The sequence below is a fragment of the Brevundimonas sp. genome (assembly GCF_024711105.1).
In the GTDB taxonomy this organism is placed as follows: domain Bacteria; phylum Pseudomonadota; class Alphaproteobacteria; order Caulobacterales; family Caulobacteraceae; genus Brevundimonas.
The window spans coordinates 1-21,072 of record NZ_JANJTL010000054.1; the positions used below are offsets into that span (position 1 = coordinate 1).

The window sequence follows — 21,072 nt, forward strand, 5'->3', positions numbered from 1 at the left end:
TGTACAGAATCTCCCCGGCGTCGGTGAACTTGACGGCGTTCGACAGCAGATTGTGAATCACCTGGCAGACCCGCAGCGGGTCGCCGCGCACCACTGCGGGAATCTCGCCTTCGAGCCGCGTGGTGAAGGTCAGCCCCTTGGCTTCGGCCTGGGCCTGGAAGGGGCCGATGACCCGCTTGTGCAGGTCGTCCACGTTCACGTCGACAACCTCGAAGGTCATCTTGCCAGCCTCGATCTTGGTCATGTCGAGGATGTCGTTGAGCAGCGCCAGCAGGCTGTCGCCCGAGTTGCGTACGATCGAGACGTACTCGCGCTGGGTCGAATCAAGGCGCGTCGCCGACAGCAGCTGGGCAGCGCCCAGCACGCCGTTCATCGGCGTGCGCAGCTCGTGCGAGATGACGCCCAGGAAGGCGGACTTGGCCGTGTTGGCGGCGTCGGCGCGGTCACGCGCGGCCTCCAGCTCCTCGATGAGGTGGGCCTGGTGCTCCTGGAAGGCCTTGATACGGGCCTCCTTCATCAGAGTCATGACCACGTGGACGAACAGGCCAGCGCCGATGAACGGCAGGCAGGCGACGAACGGCCAGAATTGATCCGAACCCCACAGGCTGGCGGCGATGACCGCGCAGACCACCGAATAGGGCGATGAAATCACCATCGCCTGCCGTGGGCTGGAGCGAAGCTGGGTGAAGACCAAGAGATAGCCGCTGACGATGAAGGCCAGGGCCAGCGGCTGGCCGAACGGCGCGCCGGAGAACCAGGCCATGATCGGCGCGACCGCCCAGGCGACGGTGGTGGCGGTGGCGACCGCCGGGAAGATCAGGCCGTAGCCCGTGCCGACGCGGGCGGCGACGCGCTTTTCAAACCAGCCGCGCACGAAGCCCGCGAACAGGGTCAGGGCCAGCCAGCCGGCGGCCGGCGCCGGACCGAGCGCCGCGCCCAACGCCAGGCCCCAACTCAGAATCAGGCCGTAGCGCAGATACTGGGTCTGGAGAATCGCCGACAGGGCCTGGGCCGCCTCGCTCTGCGGTTGACGCATGACGGACGGCTCGTGGGGACGCGCGGTTCCGCCCGATGTCGGTTCGGGTCCAGCCATACGATCCCTCCACCCTCTCCCAAAGGTAGCGGCGATCCTAAGTCCCTGAGTTCTAAGACGAGGTGAACGCGGTTGTGTCGGTTGTCCGTCACTCGTCCGGCGCTAGCGCCCGGATGGACAGGGCATGGACGGGTCCGGCCAGCTGATCCGCGAGACAGGTGTTCACCGCCCGCTGACGCTCCAGGCGCGATTTCCCGCGAAAGGCGTCGGACACGATGCGGACGTTGAAATGGCTCTCGCCCCCCTCGCGGCCATCCATGCCACCCTCGTGATGATGGCCGGCGTGGCGCGCCGAGTCGTCGAGAATCTCCAGCTCGATCGGATCGAACGCCGCCTGCAGCTTGGCGCGAATTGACGCAGCGACGGGTCCTTCGCTCATTCCTGGGGTCCTTTCCTTGAAGGCGGCGCGAACGCGCCTACACTTGCGAGGAATGGACGACGCCTTTCAATACACCCCGCGTTTCACCGACATCCGCGTCAAGCCGCCGAGGCCCGGCGAGGAGGCGGCCGAAGCCGATGTCCTGCGCCTGAAGCCGGGCGAGGTCGCCTGCGAATGGCCGGGCTGCCTCAAGGCGGCCGGCGCGCGTGCGCCCAAGTCGCGCGACATGCCGGGCGCCTATTACGAATTCTGCCAGCCGCATGCGGCCGAATACAACAAGAACTGGAACTTCTTCGCCGGCATGAGCGAGGGCGAGATCCGCGCTCGCCGCGAGGAGGAGCTGACCACAGGCGGCCGCCCTACCTGGAAGATGCAGGCCGGCAAGCTGTCGCGCGAGGCCGCCGCTTTCGCAGCAAAGTTCGGAACGGGAAGCAACGCGGGGACCGGTTCCTGGCGGGACACCTTCGACGTGTTCGGCTCGAGCCGTCGTCGCGCCGAGCCGGCGGCGGAGCCGGGCGCGCACCTCGGCAAGCTGGAGCGCAAGGCCCTGGCCGACCTCGACCTGGAGCCCGGCGTCGACGCCGCCCGCATCCGCATGCGCTACCACGACCTCATCAAGCGCTGTCACCCCGACATGAACGGCGGCGACCGCGGCGCCGAGGACAAGCTCCAGCGGGTGCTCGCCGCCTTTCGCACGCTGAAGAAGGCGGGATTGGCTTAGTCCAGGGTGGTCCGGTAGCGGAGCATCGCCAGGGTCGAGACGGCCAGCACGAAGACCACCAAGGCGAACAGGCTCGGGCCTGCGTTCTCGAGGCCGACCCCCTTCAGCAGCGAGCCGCGCACCACCCTCAGGAAATGGGTGACCGGGATGGCGGTCCCCAGCGCCTGGGCCCACTCCGGCATGCCGCGAAACGGGAACATGAAGCCGGACAGCAGGATGGACGGCAGGACGTAGAAGAAGCTCATCTGCATGGCCTGCAGCTGGCTGCGGGCGACGGTCGAGATGAGAAAACCGAGCGCCAGCGACCCCACGATGAACAGGGTCAGGCCCAGGCCGAAGGCGATCCAGCCGCCCTGCATGGGCACGGAAAACAGCACCCGCGCCAGGATCAGGATCACGGCCGACTGGATCAGGCCGACCAGGACATAGGGCGCCAGCTTGCCGGCCATGACCTCGAGCGGCTGCGCCGGCGTGGCCAGAAGCCCCTCCATGGTGCCGCGCTCGCGCTCGCGCGCCATGCCCAGCGAGGTCATCATGACCAGGGTCATGGACAGGATGACGCCCAGCAGGCCCGGCACGATGTTGTAGGCGCCGATCGCCTCTGGATTGTAGCGGCGGTGCACGACCACCTCGAACGGCGCAGCGCCGCCTTGCCGCGCCGCCAGCGGCCCGGTCAGGTCGCGGGCCAGGGCCTGTTGCGGCAGGGCGGACAGGGCCGCCACGGCCCCGGAGGTCGCGGAAGGATCGGCGGCGTCGGCCTCGATCAGGATCTGGGCCTCGTCGCCCCGGACCACTCGCCGGGTGAAGTCACCGGGGATGATCACCGCGAACTGGACCTCGCCCCGTTCCAGCGCCCGGTCCAGCTCCGCCTGGCTGCGCGCCTCAAGCGTCACGTCGAAGTAGCCTGAGTTGGTGAGGGCGGTCAGGACCGAGCGGGAGAAGGCGCCATTGTCTTGCACCAGCACCGCCGTCGGGAGGCGGCGGGGATCGTCGTTGATCGCATAGCCGAACAGCATCAGCTGGATGACCGGCAGGACCAGGATCATCGCATAGGTCAGCCGGTCGCGCGTCAGCTGGACGAACTCCTTGACCAGGATGGCCCAGGTGCGGGTGAGCGAGAACATCAGGCGGCGGTCCGATCGGACCGCAGGTCCGCGATCAGCTGGATGAAGACGTCCTCAAGCGTGGGCGGGACCTCCCGCCAGGTCAGGGGCGCCTTCCGATAGGGGGCGATGGCGGCCTCCAGGGCGGCGCGGTCGCGGCCGGAGACGTGCAGGGTCGTCCCGAAGGCGGCGGCCATGTCCACGCCCGCCCTGGCTCGAAGCTCGGGCGCCAGCCGGTCCGCGCCGGGACCCTCGGCGTTGAAGGTGATCAGGCCGGACTCGGCGATCACCGTCTCGGCCACGCCGCGCGCCAGGGTCCGGCCGCCGGCGATGTAGGCGATCTCATGACAGCGCTCGGCCTCGTCCATGTAGTGGGTGGAGACCAGGACCGTGACGCCCTCGGCCGCCAGGGCGTGGATCTCGTCCCAGAAGGCGCGGCGGGCCTCCGGGTCCACGCCGGCCGTGGGCTCATCGAGCAGCAGCAGCTCCGGCGCGTGGAGCGTGGCGCCCGCCAGGGCCAGCCGCTGCTTCCAGCCGCCCGACAGCGTGCCGCCCAGCTGGCGGCGGCGCGCCTCCAGGCCCAGTCTTTCAAGCGCCGCCTGCACGCGCGCGCTGCGGTCGGCCAGCTCATGGACCCGCGCGACGAACATCAGATTTTGCTCGATGGTCAGGTCCTCGTAGAGCGAGAACTTCTGGGTCATGTAGCCGACGCGGCGCTTGATCTCGCGCGCCTGGCGGATGACGTCGAACCCGAGCACCGTCCCCTCACCGCTGTCTGGCGTCAGCAGGCCGCACAGCATGCGCAGGGTGGTGGTCTTGCCCGCGCCATTGGGACCGAGAAAGCCGCAGATGCGACCCCGCTCGACGGTGATGCCGAAGTCCCTCACCGCGTGCAGAGCCCCGAACGACTTGTTCAGGCCGCGCACGTCGATGACGGCGCTCACGGCCGGCCCGCCAGCGGTTCGACGTCGACCGGCAGTCCAGGGTTCAGACGGCGGCCGACCTCGGGCGTGGCCTCAATGCGATAGACCAGCCGATCCCTGGAGCCCCGGGCGTAGAGAACCGGCGGCGTGAACTCTGGCCGAGGGCTGATCCAGCGGATGACAGCGCTCATCGGCTCGCCGCAGCCGTCACAGGTGAAGCGCACTGTTCCGCCCGGCCGATAGCGGGCCAGCTCGGCCTCCGGCACGAAAAAGACCAGGCGCACCCGGTCGTCGGGAAGCAGCGCCATGACCGGCTGGTTGGCCGGCGCCCATTCGCCGGGCTCAAAGAAGACCTCCTCGACATGGGCGTCCGTCGGCGCGGCGGGCGACAGCTGATCGAGGCGGGCCTGGACCTCCCTCAGCCCACCCTGGGCCTGGGCGGCCTGCTGCTCGGCCTGGCGCACGGCGTCGCGGCGGGCGCCCAGCGTCGCCACCTCGCGCCGCCTGCGGACCGCGGCGGTCTGGGCCCGGGCGGCGTCGCGCGCGGCGCGGACCTGATCCAGCCGGGCCGGCGCATAGATGCCTTGGCGCACCAGGGGCTCGATCCGGGCGTAGTCGGCCTCGGCCTGGCGCTCCGCCGCCTCGGCGGCCGCCAGTTCGGCGTCGAAGACGTCAAGTTCCTGGGGGCGCTGGCCCTGACGAAGGTCGTCGGCGCGGGCTTCGGCGGCGCCGACGGCGGCCTCGGCGCTCTGGGCCTGGGCGGCCTGGACGGAAGGATCGATCAGGAATGTGCGGCCCCCGGCCCGAACGTCCTGCCCCTCACGCACATAAAGGGCCGTCACGGCGCCCGACACGGGCGCTGAAAGATAGACCCGGTCGCCCTCCACATAGCCCGTCAGGGTCCTGTTGGCCGGCTCGCGCAGGAAGACAGCCCAAGCCACGGCCCCGATGGCCAATGCTACGACCACTCCGATGAACAGGCGCCGGCGGTTCATGGCTTCATCCCCTTTAGGACCGTCTCGAGATGCTGCGCGGCCAGGGCGGGGACATCGATCGGCGTGGCCCCGATCGGCTCGAAGGTCTCGCGCCAGACTAGGCTGAGCAGCATCGGGCCCATGAGACCGAAGGCGAAGGCGCGCGGGTCGCCCGGACGCACCTCCCCGCGCTCCTGCGCGGCGCGGATCATGTCGCTGAACAGCTCCACGCCCGGCAGGACCACGGTCTCGTGCCAGATGGCGGCCAGCTCGGGCTGGGTGCGGCTCTCGGCGATGACCAGCTTCGCGACGCCCGAGATGCGGCGGTCGGTGATGACCCGGGCGGCGAGCGCCGGATAGGCGGCGCGGAGCGCGATCTCCAGGCTGGGCGCGGTCTCGGCCACGGCCTTGACCGCTTCGATATTGGGCGTGACCGCGTCCCGGACCACCGCGCGGAACAGGTCGGCCTTGGCCTCAAAATACAGATAGACCGCCCCCTTGGAGACGCCCGCTCGACGCGCGACCTCCTCCATGCGGGTGGCCTTGAAGCCGCTCTCGGCGAAAACCTCGAGGGCGGACTCCAAGATTTCCTTAGGCCGCGCCTCGGGACGACGACGGAACTTGGGCTCGCCCGGCGGCAACATGAGCACGTCCTGATAACTGACTAGTCAGTTATATACTCTGCCCCGACCCTTCGGTAAAGCACGGTTCTGTGAAATCTTGAGCTGATGCGGGTCTGGCTAGCGAACCGGTCTGTGGTCACGCCGGTTGAGCCGGTTCACGCCGCGCTCTAAACGGACGCCATGACCTCCCCGCTCGACGCCAGCCCTGATCCGCTCCTCACGCTCGAACCGCACCGGCAGGTGACGGTGCGCGAGGCGTTCGGGGTCGATTCCGACATGCGCGTGCCGGCCTTCACCGAGCGCGACAGCCATGTGCCGGACATCGACGAGGCCTATCGCTTCGATCCCCAGACCACGCTGGCCATCTGCGCCGGCTTCGCCTTCGACCGGCGGGTCATGGTCCAGGGCTATCACGGCACCGGCAAGTCGACGCACATCGAGCAGGTCGCCGCCCGCCTCAACTGGCCGATGGTGCGGGTCAACCTCGACGCCCACGTCAGCCGGATCGATCTCGTCGGCAAGGACGCCATCGTCCTGAAGGACGGCAAGCAGGTCACCGAGTTCCGCGAGGGCATCCTGCCCTGGTCGATCCAGCGTCCCATCGCCCTTGTCTTCGACGAATACGACGCCGGCCGCCCGGACGTGATGTTCGTGATCCAGCGCGTGCTCGAGGCCCAAGGCAAGCTGACCCTGCTGGACCAGAACCGAGTCATCCGGCCGAACAAGTGGTTCCGCCTGTTTTCGACGACCAACACCATCGGTCTGGGCGACACCTCGGGTCTCTATCACGGCACCCAGCAGATCAATCAGGGCCAGATGGACCGCTGGTCGATCGTGACCACGCTCAACTACCTCGACCACGACGTTGAGGCCGAGATCGTGCTGGCCAAGGCGCCGGAATGGAACACCACCGACGGCAGGCGCGCCATCGCGGCCATGGTCCGCGTCGCCGACATGACCCGCAACGCCTTCATGAACGGCGACATCTCGACTGTCATGAGCCCGCGCACCGTCATCACCTGGGCCCAGAACGCCACCATCTTCGGCGGCGACATCGGCACGGGCTTTCGCCTGACCTTCCTGAACAAGTGTGATGAGCTGGAACGGCCCACCATCGCCGAGTTCTACCAGAGGGCGTTCGGAGAGGACCTGCCCGAGGCGGCGACGCGGGTGAAGGTCAGCTAGGCCCTCACCACTCCAGCACCCGACCGTTCCAGCCGATGAAGCGGTGCTCGTTGCGGCCGGCGTTGGCTTCGATCTGGTCGGCGATGCCGCGCACGCTGGTGGGGACGTCAATGGTGGCGCCGGGGCCGCCCATGTCGGTCTGGACCCAACCGGGATTGACCGAGAGCACGGCGATCCCGCGCGGCTGAGCGGCGCGGACCCACAGGCTGCGGGCCAGCATGTTCTGCGCGGCCTTGGAGGCGCGGTAGGCGTCGTAGCCGCCGGAGGTGTTGTCGGCGATCGAGGCCAAGCCGGTGGACATGAAGGCGACCACGCCGGTCCTGTCGCGCACGCGGCCGATCAGGTCCCAGGCCAGGCGGACCGGACCGAAGGCGTTGGTCTGCATGACCCGGTCGACCTCGGCGTCCGATGCCGTCTCCAGGTCGGCCGGCCCCATGACCCCGGCGTTGAGGAACAGCAGGTCGAGCGGGCCGTCGATGCGTCCTGCCAAGGCCTTGCGATCCGCGTCGATGGCGACGTCGGCGCGCTCGACGGTCAGGCGATCGGCGTCGGGCAGCCCCTTCAGCGCCGCCTCGCCCTCGTCGTCACGGACGGTGGCGATGACCCGCCAGCCGCGACTCAAATACTCCTCGGCGAGGCCGAGGCCGATCCCGCGCGAGGCGCCCACGATCAGAGTGGTTTGATCTTTCATAAACTCTCTCCGAAGGCCTTGCCGGCGGACAATGGCTGACACCGGATCAGCCGGGAGTCGGCCACGGCAGCCTGCCGATGGGTGACCGCCTCGCGGTAGGTGGGGTCGCGGAGCATGTCGATGAAGGCCTGGCCGGAGGGATATTCAGCGATGAAGGCCAGGTCCCAGGCCTCGTCCGCCGGGCCGATGACCGTCAGTTCGGGCCGACCGAGCCAGACCTGGCGCCCCCCGGCCCGGGCGAAGGGCTCGGCGGCGGCCCGGCCGTAGAGCCCGTAGGCCTGGGCGCCGGTGTGGCCGGCGTCGGCCTCGGCATGCCCGTCCGGATAGGCGGCCAGGTCGCGAAACCTGAGCAGGTTGATCATGCCGACGGGCCGATCGAGCGGCAGGTCGCGGAACTGGGCCATGATCTCGCGCGTCGGGTCGATGTGTCCGGTCATTGTTCTCGCCTGATCAAGCTGTTGCGCACCGGTCCCTTCCGGCGCGATGCTGCGGGCCGCAGCTTATGCGGGATGCTGGTGATGCGGATACGACAGATGATGCTTCTGGTCGCGGCCCTGGGGCTTGGCGGCTGTCCGCCTCTGGTCCAGCCCGCCTTCGCGCCGCCGGTCGATGAGCCGGCGTTCGGCTGGCTGCAGGCCCAGCACGGCGGCGGGCCCATCAGCGTGCGTTATGAGGTCTATGGGCCCGAGCAGATGTCGGCCTGCGGCGTCGTCGCCGACGGCCATGAGGCCGATGCGCCGCGTCGCCTCTTCGCGTACCGCCTGCATGACGACGAGGCCGGAGACGGCGTCGGCTGGCTGGGACCGACGGTCACCGGCGAGCGAGGCTGGACCGAGGCCGACTGCCTGGCTCGGCTCGAAGCGCTGGCGCCTTAGGCCGCGCAGGCCTCGAAACCGGCCCTGAGCGCGGCCTCGTCGAGGTTGCGGCCAATGAAGACCGCCCGGCTCCAGCGGCGCTCATCTGGGCGCCAGGGGCGCTGAAGGTCGCCCTCGAGCAGCATGTGCACGGCCTGGAAGACCAGCCGGCGGTCCTCGCCCTTCACGTCGATGATGCCCTTGGCGCGCAGGATGTCGGGGCCCTGTTCGGCCAGCAGCTTGTCCAGCCAGCGTGTGAAGGCCGCGCCGTCGATGGGTCGGTCCAGCGACAGGGACACGCCCTTGATGTCGTCCTGGTGCGCATGCCCGCGCGGGCCGTGGTGATGGTCGTGGCCGTGCTCGTGGTGGTCGTCGTGGCCGCAGTGCTCGTCGTGGACGTGGCCCGGCGCGCCGTGGTCCGGATTGTCGAACTGGGGACGGAGCTCGACGATGCGGTCGAGATCGAAGCCGTTCAGGCCCAGCACCGCATCCAGCGGCACATTGGCCCGCTCGGCCCGTCGGATGGGGGCCAGCGGGTTCAGGGCCCGCAGGCGCGCTTCCACCGCCTCGAGCCCCGCTTCGTCCACGAGGTCGGTCTTGTTGAGGATGATCTGGTCGGCGAAGGCGACCTGCTCGCGCGCCTCCTTCGAGTCATCCAGCCGCTGCATGACGTACTTGGCGTCGACCAGGGCCGTGACGCTGTCGAGCCGCGTCCTCGCCTTGACGTCCTCGTCCATGAAGAAGGTCTGGGCGACCGGCCCCGGATCGGCGAGGCCCGTGGTCTCGACGATGATGGCGTCAAAGCCGCCCTTGCGCTTCATCAGGCCCGAGACGACGCGGATCAGGTCGCCGCGCACCGTGCAGCAGACGCAGCCGTTGTTCATTTCGAAGACTTCCTCGTCGGCGCCGACGACGAGGTCGTTGTCGATGCCGATCTCGCCGAACTCGTTGACGATCACGGCGTAGCGCTTGCCGTGGTCCTCGGTGAGGATGCGGTTCAGGAGCGTGGTCTTGCCGGCGCCGAGGTAGCCGGTCAGCACGGTCACAGGGATCTGGGCGGGCGCGTTCATGGCGCGTCACTTAGTGTGCGAAGGGCCCGGACGAAAGGCGTCAGATCCAGTCGCCCCGCCGTTCGCGAATGCGCGCCGCCGAACGAGCCTCATCCGAGGGGTCGAAGCTGCGCGGCTCTTCCGCGACGCGCGCCATGCTCTCGTACTCCCCCGCCAGTTCGTTCAGGGCGTCAGCGACATCACCCGGCGCGAGTCCTCGCGCCAGCCGGCGGCATCGCGACGCCTGCTCCTTCAATCTTTCTGCCGTTTCAATCATCACCTAATCCGCCGCTTCGGCGGCTCATTTCTGTCCAACGGAACACATTAGGTCCGGGAAGGTTCGAGCGCGGCTATAAGAAATACAGAGGCTTAACAGTCAGCGCAGCCGTCCCGCCCGGGCGTCTCGATCTGAATCGTCGCGTGACCGACGCCGAAACGGGCCTTCAGCATGGCCGCCGTCTCGGCGAGGAATCCGGGCGGCGCAGGCGCGTCGCGCACCAGATGGACCGTCAGGGCGCGCTCCGTCGTGGACAGGCTCCAGACATGCAGGTGGTGGGCTTCGGTCACGCCGGGCAGGGACGACAGGGCCGTCTTCACCTCGTCCACGTCCAGGCCGGCAGGCGCGCTGTCGAGCGCCATGTCCAGCGACTCGCGCAGCAGGCCCCAGGTTCCCCACAGAATGACCGCCACGATGAGCAGGCCGGTGACCGGGTCGATCCAGCTCCAGCCAGTCAGGAAGATCAGGCCACCGGCCACGACCACGCCGAGCGAAACCGCGGCGTCGGACAGCATGTGCAGCCAGGCGCCGCGCGCGTTCAGGTCGTGATGACGGGCCGACATGAACAGCAGCGCCGTGCCCAGATTCAGGACGAAGCCGACGCCGGCCACGATCATCACCGTCGAGGACGCGACCTGCGGCGGCGCGGTCAGCCGGTGACTGGCCTCGATGGCGATGGCGCCGCAGACGAAGATGAGCAGCACCGCGTTGCCCAGAGCCGCGAGCACGGTGGCCTTGCGAAAGCCGTAGGTGCGCCGGCGGCTCGGCGCCCGGCGCGCCAGCCAGGCCGCCCCGCCCGCCAGGGCCAGCCCGAGGACGTCGGACAGGTTGTGACCGGCGTCGGCCACCAGCGCCGTCGATCCCGCGAGCAGGCCATAGACGAACTCCACCGCCACGAAGGCGAGGTTGATGACCAGGGCCAGGCCATAGCGCCAGTCCCCCGGCGGCGCGTGATGATGGTGGCCGTGCGCATGGCCGTGATCGTGAGAGTGGCCGTGGTCGTGGGAGTGAGAATATCCGCTCATGCGGGATGGGTCGCCACGAAGACAGCCAGGGCGATCAGGGCCAGGCCGAGAATCGCACCTTCATACCGCGCCAGCCGGTGGAGGCGGAAGCGTTCCACGCCGGCCATCGCCAAGCTGGAGAGGGCGACCATGCCGACCACCGTCCCGGCCGCGAAGGCCAGGGTGAGCAGCGCCACCACGCCCCAACCGTGCACGCCGGCCCCAACATAGACGGGCAGGAGCGCCTCGCCCGGAGACAGGGCCAGAAGCCCGATCAGACCCCAGGCCGCCGTCGCGTCCGTCACGCGCGGCCGCTCGGCCGCCTGGGCGCCGACGCCCGCGAGCGCCGGCGAACGACGCCAGGCCCGGGCCAGGTACCAGAGGCCGAACGCCGCCAGCACCGCCGCCGCCGCATAGGGCATGAGCCGGGTCACCAGCGGGATCGCCGCGCCCGCGGCCGTCAGGGCCGAGCCCACCAGGGCCGTGGATCCGATATGAGCCAGTGCGGCCAGGGCCGCGACACTGCCGACCGTCGCCGTCCGCCATCCTTGCGCACGGCCCACCGCCACGAACGGCAACCAGTGCGTCGGCAGGGCCGCATGCACCAGCGCCGCCAGGAATCCCGTGGCCGCCAGGGACGTCACGGACGCCTGGCCAAGATCGCCTGAAAGGTCGAACGGGAGCGACATGGCCCCCGCCCTACAATGTTATAGTGTAACGGTCCAGCCCGCTCAGCGCGGGGCCATCCGGATCGCGCCGTCCAGGCGCACGCATTCGCCGTTCAGATAGACGTTGCGCACCATCTCCAGCACCAGGGACGCGTACTCGTCCGGCCGGCCCAGCCGCTTCGGGAAGGGAATGGACGCGGCCAGAGCGTCCTGCACGTTCTGCGGCATGCCGGCCATCATCGGCGTCATCATGATGCCCGGCAGGATGGTGTTCACCCGCACGCCCTCGTTCATCAGGTCGCGCGCCACCGGCAGGGTCATGGCGTAGACCCCGCCCTTGGACGCCGAATAGGCCGCCTGGCCGATCTGGCCGTCCTGGGCCGCGACGGACGCCGTGTTGACGATCAGGCCGCGCTCGCCGTCATCCATCGGATCCAGCGTCAGCATGCCCGCCGCCGCCCGAGACAGGCAGCGGAACGAGCCGATCAGGTTGATCTGCAGCACCCGCTCGAAGGCGGCCATGTCGTGCGCCTTGATGACCGAAGGGTCGGCTTTGTCGCGCCCCACCGTCTTCTGGCCGATGGCGATTCCGGCGCAGTTGACCAGGATCCGCTCCTGGCCGTTGACCGCGCGGGCCTTCTCGAAGCCGTGGTCGACGCTCTCGTCCGAGGAGACATCGACCTTGCAGAAAACACCGCCGAGCTCGCGTGCGACAGCCGTGCCGACCGTCTCGTTCAGGTCGAAGACGGCCACCTTCACGCCTTGCGCCGCCAGCGCCCGCGCCGTCGCCTCGCCGAGGCCCGAGGCGCCGCCGGTGACGACCGCCGAGATCGAACCATCGAGTTTCATCCGGATTGTCCTATGTTGCAGAGCAGTGGCGAACGCGCCGAGCGCGAGGATTTAGCCGTCATGGCGAGGAAGGCCAACACCGCCCCCGATGGGGCCGAGGCGACGATCGATCCGTCCCGCGCCCTGGTTCCATCGGTCGTTCAGGTCAACGAGGCGCGTGTCCGCCGCGGATTCTGGCCGAAGGTGGCTCGGACCGCCGCCCGGATTCCCTTTGCTCGGGATCTCGTGGCCGTCTGGTACTGCGCGCGCGACCCCCAGACGCCGCCCGCGGCCAAGGGGATCATGCTGGCGGCCCTCGCCTACTTTGTCCTGCCGACAGACGCCATTCCCGACGTTCTGGCCGGGGTCGGTTTCACGGACGATGCGGCCGTGATCGCCGCGGTCCTGTCGATGCTGGGCGCCAATCTCAAGCCACGGCACCGTCTGCGCGCCGAGGAGACCCTGACGCGGCTGACTAGCGACGAGACCGAATCCAGCCGGTGATCGACAGCCGGGGCGCCCCGGCGAACGGCGCCACGATCGACACCGCATGGTCGGCCGGCACCTTGAAGACGTTCAGGCTGTTGAAGGCGGGCGCGAAGGCTTCCTCGACGTGCCCGTCCGGCCCCAGGAACTGGAGCAGCCCGCCCCAATCCGTCCGCCACTCGCGGCTCAGCCCCAGGACATAGGCGTACAGGCGCCCGTGGTCCTCGCGCGCATCGTCGTGCCGGGTGAGAAAGTGCCCTTGCACATAGCGTGTCGCCTGGCAGTCGACGAAGCTCGCTTCGTCCCGCCCCGTCAGGCGGCGCGCGAAATCCAGAAACGGGCCGTTCAGGAAGTCGTCGGCCTCCATCAACGCCGACGGGACCGGCCCTCCGGCCGCCCGCGTCTCGGTGATGCGGAAGCGGTCGAACAGGTACTGGAAAGCGCGCTCGGCCTCCATCCAGACCTGCTGGTAGAGCCCATGCTGCTGGTCCGGCGGGAAGCGTTCGAAGGTGTCGACAGGCACGTCAGCGCCGCGTCCGCCGATGTTGATCGAGCGGCTCCAGGGTGTTTCGCGCTCGAGCGCGGTCCTGAGCCGCTCGGCGGCGGCCTGCGTCAGGATCTCGGGGATGTGGGCTCGGCCGGTCGTGGCCAGCCGCTCTGCAAAGGCGCCGAGGTCGAGTTCCGGATTCACCGCCAGGGACACTCAGACCTCCTGCTGGAACCAGCCGCTGATCGCCAGGCGGGGCGCCTGGGCGAAGCTGGCCACCTGGCTGACCGCGTGCGCCATCGGCACCCTGAAGACATTGAGGCTGTTGAATCCGGGCGTGAACCCCTGCTCCACATGACCATCGGAGCCGTGGAACAGCAGCAGTCCGCCCCAATCGGGCCGCCAGGGGCGCGTGAAGTTGAGCACGAAGGCATAGAGGCGCGCACCCTTGCCGTCGTTATCGCTGTGGGCCGTAAGAGCATGGCCTGGGAGAAACCGCGTGGCCTGGGCCTCACAGCTGGTGATCCGGTCGTCGCCGGTGAGGCGGCGCATGAAACCGAGCACCGCCTCGCCGTTCAGGAAGCTCTCGAAGGCCTCCAGCCTGTCGCCGCGGGCCAGGCCGAACCGCTTCTCCGAACTCAGCCGGCGGCTGTCGTAGATGTACTGCATCTGGCCCGCCGCACCGTCGAGGACGGCTGCGTCCAGCCATTCGCGATGCTTGGCCTCGATGGGCTCCTCGCCGTCCAGGGGCGCGCTGAAGGAGCCGGACTTGAGATGAACCGAGCGGTACCAGCCTCGCTCGGAGCGAAGGATCTCGCCGACTTCCTCGGCGCTCTGGTCAGCGAGGAAACGGGGCAGGTGGAGCCGGCCCGTCTCAGCAAGGCGCGCACCGAGCGCGCCCGGATCGACGGCCGGGTTCAAGGCGAAGTCGCTCATTCGACCTCGACGACGACCTTGCCGAGCGCGCTGCGTCCGGCCAGGGCCGCGATGGCCTCTCCGGCCCGAGCGAAGGGAAACACCTTAGACACGCGTGGCCGGATCGTGCCTTCGGCGTAGAAGCGGACAAGGTCGGCCATATTGGCGGCGTGCAGTTCCGGCTCGCGCTCGACGTGCGCGCCCCAGAACACTCCGATCACCGACACCGACTTAAGCAGCGTCAGGTTCAGCGGCAGGGCCGGAATGCCGGCCGGGAAGCCGACCACCAGGAAACGGCCGTTCCAGTCCATGGCCCTGAGCGCCGGCTCGGCGTAGCCGCCGCCGACCACGTCCAGAACCACGTCCGGGCCGTCGCGGCCGCAGGCCAGCTTGATCTCGCCCGACAGCTCCTTCTGGGCCGCCTTGTCCATCTCACCCGAGGGGTAGATCAGGCCGTTGTCCGCCCCCAGCTCTAGCGCGAACTGAACCTTGTCGTTGGTCGAGGCCGCGGCCACGACGCGCGCGCCCATGGCCTTGCCCAGCTCGACGGCGGCCGAGCCGACGCCGCCCGCCGCGCCCGGAATGAACAGGGTTTCGCCCGCCTTCAGCCCCGCCCGGTCCTTGAGGGCGTAGTAGGCGGTGCCATAGGTCATCAGGAAGCCGGCGGCCTCCGTGAACGGCATGGCGTCGGGGATCTTCATGCAGCGCCCGGCGTGGACCGCCACCCGCTCCTGCAGGCCGCCCCAGCCGGTCATGGCGGCGACGCGGTCGCCTTTCCTAAATCCCTTGACGCCTTCGCCCACCGCCTCGACCACGCCCGCGATTTCGCCGCCGGGCGCGAACGGGCGCTGCGGCTTGAACTGGTACTTGTCCTCGATGATCAGCACGTCGGGAAAGTTGATCCCGACCGCCTTCACCTCGATCACAACCTGCCCCTTGCCGGGCGTCGGATCCTCCATCTCCTCCAGAGACAGGGTTTCGGGCCCACCCACGGCTTTCGACAGGATCGCGCGCACCAGAACACCCCCGCTCGCGTTGAAGAGGCCGGCACGCTAATCAGCCGCCGGGGCCCGGGTAAAGGGGCCGTCAGTACGGGAATCACCATGGGTCGCTACGCGCTGGTTCTGCACGGAGGGGCCGGCGCCCGTCGGGGCGTCGACTATTCCCGCGAGGTTCCGCACATGCGCGGCCTGGTGAAGGTCGCCCGCGAGCGGCTGGCGGCGGGCGCCTCGGCGCTCGACGTCGCGGTCGAGACCGTGGTCGCGCTCGAGGACTCAGGCCTGTACGTCGCCGGGCGCGGGGCCTCGCCCAACCTCGACGGCGCCTATGAGCTGGACGCCAGTCTGATGGACGGCGCCACACAGGCCGCCGGCGCCGTGGCTGCGCTCCAGGGCTTCCGCAATCCGATCCTGGCGGCGCGGCGGGTGATGGAGGCGACGCCGCACGTGCTGCTGGCCGGAGAGGGCGCCGCCGCCTTCTGCCGCGATCAGGGGCTGGAGCCGGTCGCCGACCCTGAGACCTGGTTCACCCAGGCGGGCAAAGGTGACGACAATCATCCGCCGGGCGTGCTGGCGCACGGCACCGTCGGCTGCGTGGTGCTGGACGCCTCGGGACGGATGGCCGCGGCCACCTCCACCGCCGGCGTCTTCGGCAAGATGCCAGGCCGTGTGGGCGACACGCCGGTGCCCGCCGCCGGAACCTGGGCCGACAGCCACGCGGCGGTGTCGGGCACCGGCCAGGGCGAGTACTTCCTGCGCACCGCCGCCTGCGCCCAGACCTCTTGGCGGGTCGCGGCCGGCGCCTCGATTTCGGAGGCCGCAGAGGCGGTCATCGCGGAAATCGGCCGCCTGGGCGGGGACGGGGGCCTGATTGCGCTCGACCGCGAAGGCCGCATCGCCATGCCCTACAACAGCCAGGGCATGAAACGCGCCTGGCTCACCGCCGACGGCGAGGTGGGGGTGGCGGTCTTCGACGAAGGGCCGAGGGCGGCCTGACGGCCTACTTGCCGGGGATCAGCTGCTCGCCGGTTTCGGCGTCGGACATGCGGAAGTCGAATTCGAGCTCGGGCGTCTGGCCGACCTCGTAGACGATTTCCTGGATGATGGCGTTGTCCTTGCCGAAGACCAGGACTTTGGGCTTCATCTGGTAGAGGTCGCCCGGCTCGACGTAGGTCGAGGCGGCGATGATCACCTCGTCGCCTTTCTGGCAGGTGCGCGCAGCCGAACCGTTCAGCACGCAGCAGTTGGAGCCCGGCTCGCCGAAGATGACGTAGGTCATGATCCGGGCGCCGGAGTTCTTGTTCCAGATCTCCACGAACTCGAGCGGATGGATGCCCACGCGCTGGCACAGCAGGGGATCGAGGGTGATCGAGCCCTGGTAGGCGAGGTCGGCGCCGGTCACGGTCAGGCCGTGGAGCTTGGCGCGGAGGACGCGGATCTTGCTCATGACAGGATTACATATGGGGAGGAGGAGGCCCGGCTTCTAGCAGATCGGCGCTCGTCCGGCGACCGAATATTGTGCAGGTGCGAAGGCCGGGTGGGCATGGCATAAGGCCCGCCTCCCCGGAACGAGGATCGCTCACCCATGCGGACCACCGTCTTCGACCTGGCGAAACAAAAGGCCGAGGGCCGCCGCTTCGCCATGCTGACCGCCTACGACTTCCCCTCGGCCCGCATCGCCGAGGCGGCTGGCGTGCCGGTGGTGCTGGTCGGGGACTCCATGGGCAACGTCGTCCACGGCGCGCCGAACACCCTGGGCGTCACCGTCGATGACATCTGCCGGGCCTGCCAGTCGGTGGTGCGCGCGACCGAGAGCGCGATGGTCGTGGCCGACATGCCGTTCCTCAGCTTCGTCGACGAAGCGACCTCCATCCGCAACGCCGGCCGCTTCATGACCGAGGGCGGCGTCCAGGCCGTGAAGATCGAAGGCGGCGGCTCGGTGGTCCCGGTCGCGCGCCGCCTTGTCGAGCTGGGCATCCCGGTCATGGGGCATCTCGGCTTCACGCCCCAGTCGGCCGGTGTGATCGGCCTGAAGGTCCAGGCCAAGGACGCCGAAGGCGCGCGCCGGCTGATCGAGGATGCGCTGGCCCTGCAGGAGGCCGGCTGTTTCTCGCTGGTGCTGGAGCTGGTGCCCGCCGCTCTGGCCGCCGAGGTGACGCGCCGCCTGACCATCCCGACCATCGGCATCGGCGCGGGGCCCGACTGCGACGCCCAGGTTCAGGTCTGGCACGACCTGCTGGGCCTGTTCGACGGCCGCTCGCCGCGGCACGCCAAGCGCTACGCCGAGATCGGCGCCCTGATGAAGGAGGCGGTGGCGGCCTACGTCGCCGACGTCGAATCCGGCGCCTTTCCGACCGAGGCCCAGTCCTCGAAGATGGACTCCGCCACGCTCGACGAGGCGCTGGGCGCCGTCTACGGCGCGGGCGAGCGGTGAAGGTCCTCACCACCCGGGCCGAGGTCCGCGAGGCCCGCCAAGCCTTCGGCCGCCTCGGCTTCGTCCCGACCATGGGCTACCTGCACGAGGGCCACCTCAGCCTCGTGCGCGCCGCAAGGGCGCGGATGGGCGCGGTGGCGGTCTCCATCTTCGTGAACCCGACCCAGTTCGCCCCGACCGACGACCTGGCCCGCTACCCGCGCGACCTGGAGCGGGACCTCGCCCTGCTTAAGGCAGCGGGCTGCGACCTCGTCTTCACGCCGGGCGTCGAGGAGATCTATCCGGCCGGCTTCTCCACCCGCGTCGAGGTCGATGGCGTCACCGCGCCGCTCGAGGGCGCCGTTCGCCCCGGCCACTTTTCCGGCGTGGCGACGGTGGTGCTCAAGCTGTTCAACATCGTCCGACCGGACGCCGCCTGGTTCGGCCAGAAGGACGCCCAGCAGTGCGCCGTCCTGCGCCGCATGGCCGCCGACCTCGACCTGCCCGTCGAAGTCATCGTGGCCCCGACCGTGCGCGAGCCGGACGGCCTGGCCATGTCCAGCCGCAACGTCTACCTCGCCCCGCCCGAGCGGGCCGCGGCCGTCGTGCTGATCCGGGCGCTTCGCGCCGCCGAGGCCGCCTTCGAGACCGGAGAACGAAACGCCGACCGGCTGCGCGAGGTCATGTCGGATGTCCTCGCCGCCGAGCCCCTGGCCCGGCCGGACTATGTCTCCATCGCCAACCCGGACACCCTGGCCGAGCTGGAGACGGTCGACGCTCGCGGCGCCCTGGCCTCGCTGGCGGTGCGGATCGGCTCGACCCGGCTGATCGACAATCTGCTTTTGGGCGACGCCGCTCAGAAGTGGCTGAGGTAGCCGCCGTCCACCACCAGCACATGGCCGGTCACGTAGGAGGCCGCGTCCGAGGCCAGAAACACCGCCGCGCCCGCGATCTCGGACGGTTCGCCCCACCGGCCGAGCGCCGTGCGGCGCGACAGCCATTCGGCGACCTTGGGGTCCCGCGCATAGTCGGCGTTGGTCTCGGTGCGGAAATAGCCCGGGGCAATGGCGTTGACCGTGACCCCCCTGGGGCCCAGCTCGGCCGCCAAGCCGCGCGTTAGGGCGTCGAGCCCGCCCTTGGCCATGGTGTAGGCGGCGTCGCCGGCCCGCGCGATCGGGCCGGCGATCGAGGTGAGGTTGATGACGCGTCCGCCGGGTCCCATCCGGGCCGCGGCCTCGCGGCTGATCAGGAAGGCCGAGACCAGATTGACCTCGATCATCTTGCGGACCGAGGGCATGTCAAACTCGGCCAGCGGACGCCGGTCGCGCATTCCGACCGCGTTGACCAGAATGTCCAGCCTCTCCAGAGACTGGACCGCGTTTCGGGTCGCCGTCTCGTTGGCCAGGTCGAAGGACAGGGGCGAGGCGCGGCCGCCGCGATCGGCCACGATCCGGGCCGTCTCCTCCAGCGGCGCGACCGTTCGCCCGCCCAAGCGGACCTCGGCGCCCGCGTCGGCGAGCGCGATGGCGATCTCGCGGCCCAGTCCACGGCCCGCGCCGGTTACGAGCGCGGTACGTCCGCTCAGATCGAAAAGGGCTGTCGCCATGCGCGCATCTAGCCCGGGCGGGCCTGACCGACCAAGCCTTTGCCTTTCGCGCCGATTGGCCTTAACCGGCGGGCATGACGCTCTCGCGCCTGAATCCCCTCGCCCTGATCGCCTATGGCGCCGCCCTTGCGGTGATCGTCCTCGACCAGTTGACCAAGCTGTGGGTGCTGACCGGCCTGGACATGCGGCTCGGCCAGACCATCGAGATCAGCCCGATCTTCGACCTGACCTACACGCTGAACCCCGGCATCAGCTTCGGCATCTTCTCCGACGGCGGCGGCCGCTGGATCCTGTCGATCTTCTCCGTCGCGGTGGCCGTCGCACTCGGATGGTGGGCTCGCAACGCCAGCCGGCGGCTTTTCGCCGTGGCCATCGGCCTGATCATGGGCGGGGCGCTCGGCAATGTGATCGACAGGGTCCGCGTGGGGGCGGTGGTCGACTTCCTGGATTTCTCCGGGCTGATGTTCCCCTACATCTTCAACGTAGCGGACGCGGCCATCTCGGTCGGGGTCGCTCTGTTGGTGCTCGACAGCTTCCTGCACGAGCGCGAAGCGCCTGTTGGCTCCGAGCCTCAAAAAGAGTAACCCTTCGCCCCTATGCGCCAACCCGGGCTGGGGAGGCGGAACCGGAGCCTTCCATGCGTTCGTCGCGCGTCGCCGTGATTCTACTGGCCGGTACGGCCCTGGTGGGCCTGTCGGCCTGCAACACCATCCGCAACTCGATCGGGGCCAGCAAGGTCGTGCCGGACGAGTTTCGCGTCGTTTCGATCGCGCCCCTGACCGTGCCGCCGGACTATTCGCTGCGTCCGCCGACTCCCGGCGAGCCGCGCCCGCAGGAACTGGACCCGTCCAGCTCCGCGCGTGAGGCCCTGCTGGGCGCCCGCGCGGGCGTGACCCGTTCGGCGAGCGAACAGGCGCTGGTCTCGGCCGCCGGCGCCGACAGCGCAGACCCGCTGGCCCGCTATGTCATCGACGACGAGTTTGGCGACCTTGCCCACAAGGAAGAGAGCTTCGCCGAGCGCCTGATGTTCTGGCGTCAGGACGATCCCTCGACGCAAGGGGCGACCACCACCGCCGGCGGCATCGTCATCGATCCGGCCCGCGAGCAGGAGCGTCTCCAGGCCCTGACCGGCGGCCGCGCCGTGGTGATCCAGCGCGAAGGCGGCGGCATCAAGCTGCCGGGCCTCTAGGCCTCAACCCTTCCCAACAGCAATAGCCGCTGCGCGCCCGCCGCACGGCGGCTAGACTGCGACTCATGCGCATCCGCCGGCTCCCGACCGAGGTCGTCAACCGCATCGCCGCCGGCGAGGTGGTCGAACGGCCGGCCAGCGCCATCAAGGAACTGGTCGAGAACGCGCTCGACGCGGGCGCCAGCCGAATTGAAATCCAGGCGGAGGGCGGCGGCCTGTCGCGCATCCTCGTCGCCGACGACGGCAAGGGCATGGGCCCGGAAGAGCTGCCGCTCGCGGTCGAGCGCCACGCCACCTCCAAGCTTGAGATGGACGACGCCGGTGACGTCGACCTGCTGCGCATCTTCACGCTCGGCTTCCGCGGCGAGGCCCTGCCCTCGATCGGCTCGGTGGCCCGCCTGACCATAACCTCCCGCCCGAAGGAAGGCGGCGACGCCCACCGGATCACCGTCGAGGGCGGCGACCAGCGCCCCGTCGCCCCCGCCGCCTTCCCCGGGCCCCACGGCGCCCGGGTCGAGGTGCGCGACCTGTTCTACGCCACCCCCGCCCGGCTCAAATTCATGAAGTCCGAGCGGGCCGAGGCCATGGCCATCTCCGAGGAGATCA

The 21,072-nt window shown here is 69.5% G+C and carries 28 protein-coding genes; 10 read left to right on the forward strand and 18 right to left on the reverse strand.

What is annotated here, in order from left to right:
• Together Q0M60_RS04255 and Q0M60_RS04260 are read right to left on the reverse strand one after the other, a co-directional pair.
• On the reverse strand, positions 1–1,036 hold a 1,036-nt coding region (locus Q0M60_RS04255; RefSeq protein ID WP_296816350.1), incomplete at its 3' end, for a histidine kinase dimerization/phospho-acceptor domain-containing protein.
• Positions 1,037–1,181: 145 nt separating this feature from the next.
• The gene (locus Q0M60_RS04260) at positions 1,182–1,472 is read right to left on the reverse strand and encodes a BolA family protein (protein ID WP_296816353.1); all 291 of its coding nucleotides are present in this window, start codon (positions 1,470–1,472) and stop codon (positions 1,182–1,184) included.
• A 52-nt stretch (positions 1,473–1,524) separates the two neighbouring features.
• On the opposite strand from Q0M60_RS04260, the gene Q0M60_RS04265 reads away from it, so the two are divergent.
• The gene (locus Q0M60_RS04265; protein WP_296816355.1) at positions 1,525–2,193 is read left to right on the forward strand and encodes a J domain-containing protein; all 669 of its coding nucleotides are present in this window, start codon (positions 1,525–1,527) and stop codon (positions 2,191–2,193) included.
• On the opposite strand, the gene Q0M60_RS04270 is transcribed toward Q0M60_RS04265, so the two are convergent.
• The 4 genes from Q0M60_RS04270 to Q0M60_RS04285 are packed head-to-tail and all read right to left on the reverse strand — an operon-like array spanning position 2,190 to position 5,777.
• On the reverse strand, positions 2,190–3,317 hold the full coding sequence (locus Q0M60_RS04270) for an ABC transporter permease (protein ID WP_296816358.1): 1,128 nt from the start codon (positions 3,315–3,317) through the stop codon (positions 2,190–2,192). The genes Q0M60_RS04265 and Q0M60_RS04270 overlap by 4 nt on opposite strands.
• Positions 3,317–4,240 carry an ABC transporter ATP-binding protein gene (locus tag Q0M60_RS04275; RefSeq protein ID WP_296816361.1) on the reverse strand — a complete coding sequence of 308 codons (924 nt, stop codon included), beginning with the start codon at positions 4,238–4,240 and terminating at the stop codon, positions 3,317–3,319. The genes Q0M60_RS04270 and Q0M60_RS04275 overlap by 1 nt, the downstream gene beginning before the upstream one ends.
• Complete coding sequence (locus tag Q0M60_RS04280) at positions 4,237–5,214, reverse strand: HlyD family efflux transporter periplasmic adaptor subunit (RefSeq protein WP_296816364.1); 978 nt, start codon at positions 5,212–5,214, stop codon at positions 4,237–4,239. The genes Q0M60_RS04275 and Q0M60_RS04280 overlap by 4 nt, the downstream gene beginning before the upstream one ends.
• On the reverse strand, positions 5,211–5,777 hold the full coding sequence (locus Q0M60_RS04285; protein WP_296816367.1) for a TetR/AcrR family transcriptional regulator: 567 nt from the start codon (positions 5,775–5,777) through the stop codon (positions 5,211–5,213). Before Q0M60_RS04285 ends, Q0M60_RS04280 begins: the two co-directional genes overlap by 4 nt.
• Before the next feature lie 219 nt (positions 5,778–5,996).
• Between Q0M60_RS04285 and cobS the strand changes: the two genes are divergently transcribed.
• The gene (gene cobS, locus Q0M60_RS04290) at positions 5,997–7,001 is read left to right on the forward strand and encodes a cobaltochelatase subunit CobS (RefSeq protein ID WP_296816370.1); all 1,005 of its coding nucleotides are present in this window, start codon (positions 5,997–5,999) and stop codon (positions 6,999–7,001) included.
• Positions 7,002–7,005: 4 nt separating this feature from the next.
• Here cobS and Q0M60_RS04295 read toward each other — a convergent pair whose 3' ends face one another.
• Positions 7,006–7,692, reverse strand: coding sequence for an SDR family NAD(P)-dependent oxidoreductase (locus Q0M60_RS04295; protein WP_296816373.1), 687 nt, complete (start codon positions 7,690–7,692; stop codon positions 7,006–7,008).
• Positions 7,689–8,129, reverse strand: coding sequence for a DUF1330 domain-containing protein (locus Q0M60_RS04300; RefSeq protein WP_296816375.1), 441 nt, complete (start codon positions 8,127–8,129; stop codon positions 7,689–7,691). Before Q0M60_RS04300 ends, Q0M60_RS04295 begins: the two co-directional genes overlap by 4 nt.
• Positions 8,130–8,225: 96 nt before the next feature.
• On the opposite strand from Q0M60_RS04300, the gene Q0M60_RS04305 reads away from it, so the two are divergent.
• Entirely contained in the window at positions 8,226–8,567 is a 342-nt protein-coding gene (locus Q0M60_RS04305) for a hypothetical protein (protein ID WP_296816377.1), read from the forward strand.
• Here Q0M60_RS04305 and Q0M60_RS04310 read toward each other — a convergent pair.
• The 5 genes from Q0M60_RS04310 to Q0M60_RS04330 all read right to left on the reverse strand — a co-directional run bounded on the left by Q0M60_RS04310 (position 8,564) and on the right by Q0M60_RS04330 (position 12,393).
• Positions 8,564–9,616, reverse strand: a complete 1,053-nt coding sequence (locus Q0M60_RS04310; RefSeq protein WP_296816380.1) for a GTP-binding protein — start codon at positions 9,614–9,616, stop codon at positions 8,564–8,566. The two genes, Q0M60_RS04305 and Q0M60_RS04310, sit on opposite strands and share 4 nt — an antisense overlap.
• A gap of 40 nt (positions 9,617–9,656) precedes the next feature.
• Positions 9,657–9,872 (reverse strand): hypothetical protein, encoded by a 216-nt coding sequence (locus Q0M60_RS04315; RefSeq protein WP_296816383.1) that lies wholly within the window; start codon positions 9,870–9,872, stop codon positions 9,657–9,659.
• 92 nt (positions 9,873–9,964) lie between these two features.
• On the reverse strand, positions 9,965–10,897 hold the full coding sequence (locus tag Q0M60_RS04320; protein ID WP_296816386.1) for a cation diffusion facilitator family transporter: 933 nt from the start codon (positions 10,895–10,897) through the stop codon (positions 9,965–9,967).
• On the reverse strand, positions 10,894–11,565 hold the full coding sequence (locus tag Q0M60_RS04325; protein WP_296816389.1) for a hypothetical protein: 672 nt from the start codon (positions 11,563–11,565) through the stop codon (positions 10,894–10,896). The genes Q0M60_RS04320 and Q0M60_RS04325 overlap by 4 nt, the downstream gene beginning before the upstream one ends.
• Positions 11,566–11,607: 42 nt before the next feature.
• Positions 11,608–12,393, reverse strand: a complete 786-nt coding sequence (locus Q0M60_RS04330) for an SDR family NAD(P)-dependent oxidoreductase (RefSeq protein ID WP_296816392.1) — start codon at positions 12,391–12,393, stop codon at positions 11,608–11,610.
• A 60-nt stretch (positions 12,394–12,453) separates the two neighbouring features.
• On the opposite strand from Q0M60_RS04330, the gene Q0M60_RS04335 reads away from it, so the two are divergent.
• Entirely contained in the window at positions 12,454–12,876 is a 423-nt protein-coding gene (locus tag Q0M60_RS04335; protein WP_296816419.1) for a YkvA family protein, read from the forward strand.
• Here Q0M60_RS04335 and Q0M60_RS04340 read toward each other — a convergent pair.
• The 3 genes from Q0M60_RS04340 to Q0M60_RS04350 are packed head-to-tail and all read right to left on the reverse strand — an operon-like array spanning position 12,848 to position 15,276.
• Positions 12,848–13,561, reverse strand: coding sequence for a 2OG-Fe(II) oxygenase family protein (locus Q0M60_RS04340; protein ID WP_296816394.1), 714 nt, complete (start codon positions 13,559–13,561; stop codon positions 12,848–12,850). The two genes, Q0M60_RS04335 and Q0M60_RS04340, sit on opposite strands and share 29 nt — an antisense overlap.
• On the reverse strand, positions 13,562–14,281 hold the full coding sequence (locus Q0M60_RS04345) for a 2OG-Fe(II) oxygenase family protein (protein WP_296816396.1): 720 nt from the start codon (positions 14,279–14,281) through the stop codon (positions 13,562–13,564).
• Complete coding sequence (locus Q0M60_RS04350; protein WP_296816399.1) at positions 14,278–15,276, reverse strand: NADPH:quinone oxidoreductase family protein; 999 nt, start codon at positions 15,274–15,276, stop codon at positions 14,278–14,280. The genes Q0M60_RS04345 and Q0M60_RS04350 overlap by 4 nt, the downstream gene beginning before the upstream one ends.
• A gap of 81 nt (positions 15,277–15,357) precedes the next feature.
• Between Q0M60_RS04350 and Q0M60_RS04355 the strand changes: the two genes are divergently transcribed.
• A complete protein-coding gene (locus Q0M60_RS04355) occupies positions 15,358–16,254 on the forward strand; it encodes an isoaspartyl peptidase/L-asparaginase family protein (protein WP_296816422.1) in 897 nt (298 codons plus the stop codon).
• A 4-nt stretch (positions 16,255–16,258) separates the two neighbouring features.
• On the opposite strand, the gene Q0M60_RS04360 is transcribed toward Q0M60_RS04355, so the two are convergent.
• Positions 16,259–16,705, reverse strand: coding sequence for an aspartate 1-decarboxylase (locus Q0M60_RS04360; RefSeq protein WP_296816402.1), 447 nt, complete (start codon positions 16,703–16,705; stop codon positions 16,259–16,261).
• 138 nt (positions 16,706–16,843) lie between these two features.
• On the opposite strand from Q0M60_RS04360, the gene panB reads away from it, so the two are divergent.
• Positions 16,844–17,692 (forward strand): 3-methyl-2-oxobutanoate hydroxymethyltransferase, encoded by an 849-nt coding sequence (panB, locus tag Q0M60_RS04365; RefSeq protein ID WP_296816405.1) that lies wholly within the window; start codon positions 16,844–16,846, stop codon positions 17,690–17,692.
• Complete coding sequence (gene panC, locus Q0M60_RS04370) at positions 17,689–18,546, forward strand: pantoate--beta-alanine ligase (protein ID WP_296816408.1); 858 nt, start codon at positions 17,689–17,691, stop codon at positions 18,544–18,546. Before panB ends, panC begins: the two co-directional genes overlap by 4 nt.
• Here the strand turns inward: panC and Q0M60_RS04375 are convergent.
• A complete protein-coding gene (locus tag Q0M60_RS04375; protein ID WP_296816409.1) occupies positions 18,528–19,277 on the reverse strand; it encodes an SDR family oxidoreductase in 750 nt (249 codons plus the stop codon). The two genes, panC and Q0M60_RS04375, sit on opposite strands and share 19 nt — an antisense overlap.
• Before the next feature lie 74 nt (positions 19,278–19,351).
• On the opposite strand from Q0M60_RS04375, the gene lspA reads away from it, so the two are divergent.
• The 3 genes from lspA to mutL form a co-directional block, all read left to right on the forward strand.
• The gene (gene lspA, locus Q0M60_RS04380; RefSeq protein ID WP_296816412.1) at positions 19,352–19,861 is read left to right on the forward strand and encodes a signal peptidase II; all 510 of its coding nucleotides are present in this window, start codon (positions 19,352–19,354) and stop codon (positions 19,859–19,861) included.
• 53 nt (positions 19,862–19,914) lie between these two features.
• The gene (locus Q0M60_RS04385; RefSeq protein ID WP_296816414.1) at positions 19,915–20,466 is read left to right on the forward strand and encodes a DUF3035 domain-containing protein; all 552 of its coding nucleotides are present in this window, start codon (positions 19,915–19,917) and stop codon (positions 20,464–20,466) included.
• 65 nt (positions 20,467–20,531) lie between these two features.
• A partial coding sequence (gene mutL, locus Q0M60_RS04390) for a DNA mismatch repair endonuclease MutL (RefSeq protein ID WP_296816416.1) occupies positions 20,532–21,072 on the forward strand: 541 nt, incomplete at its 3' end.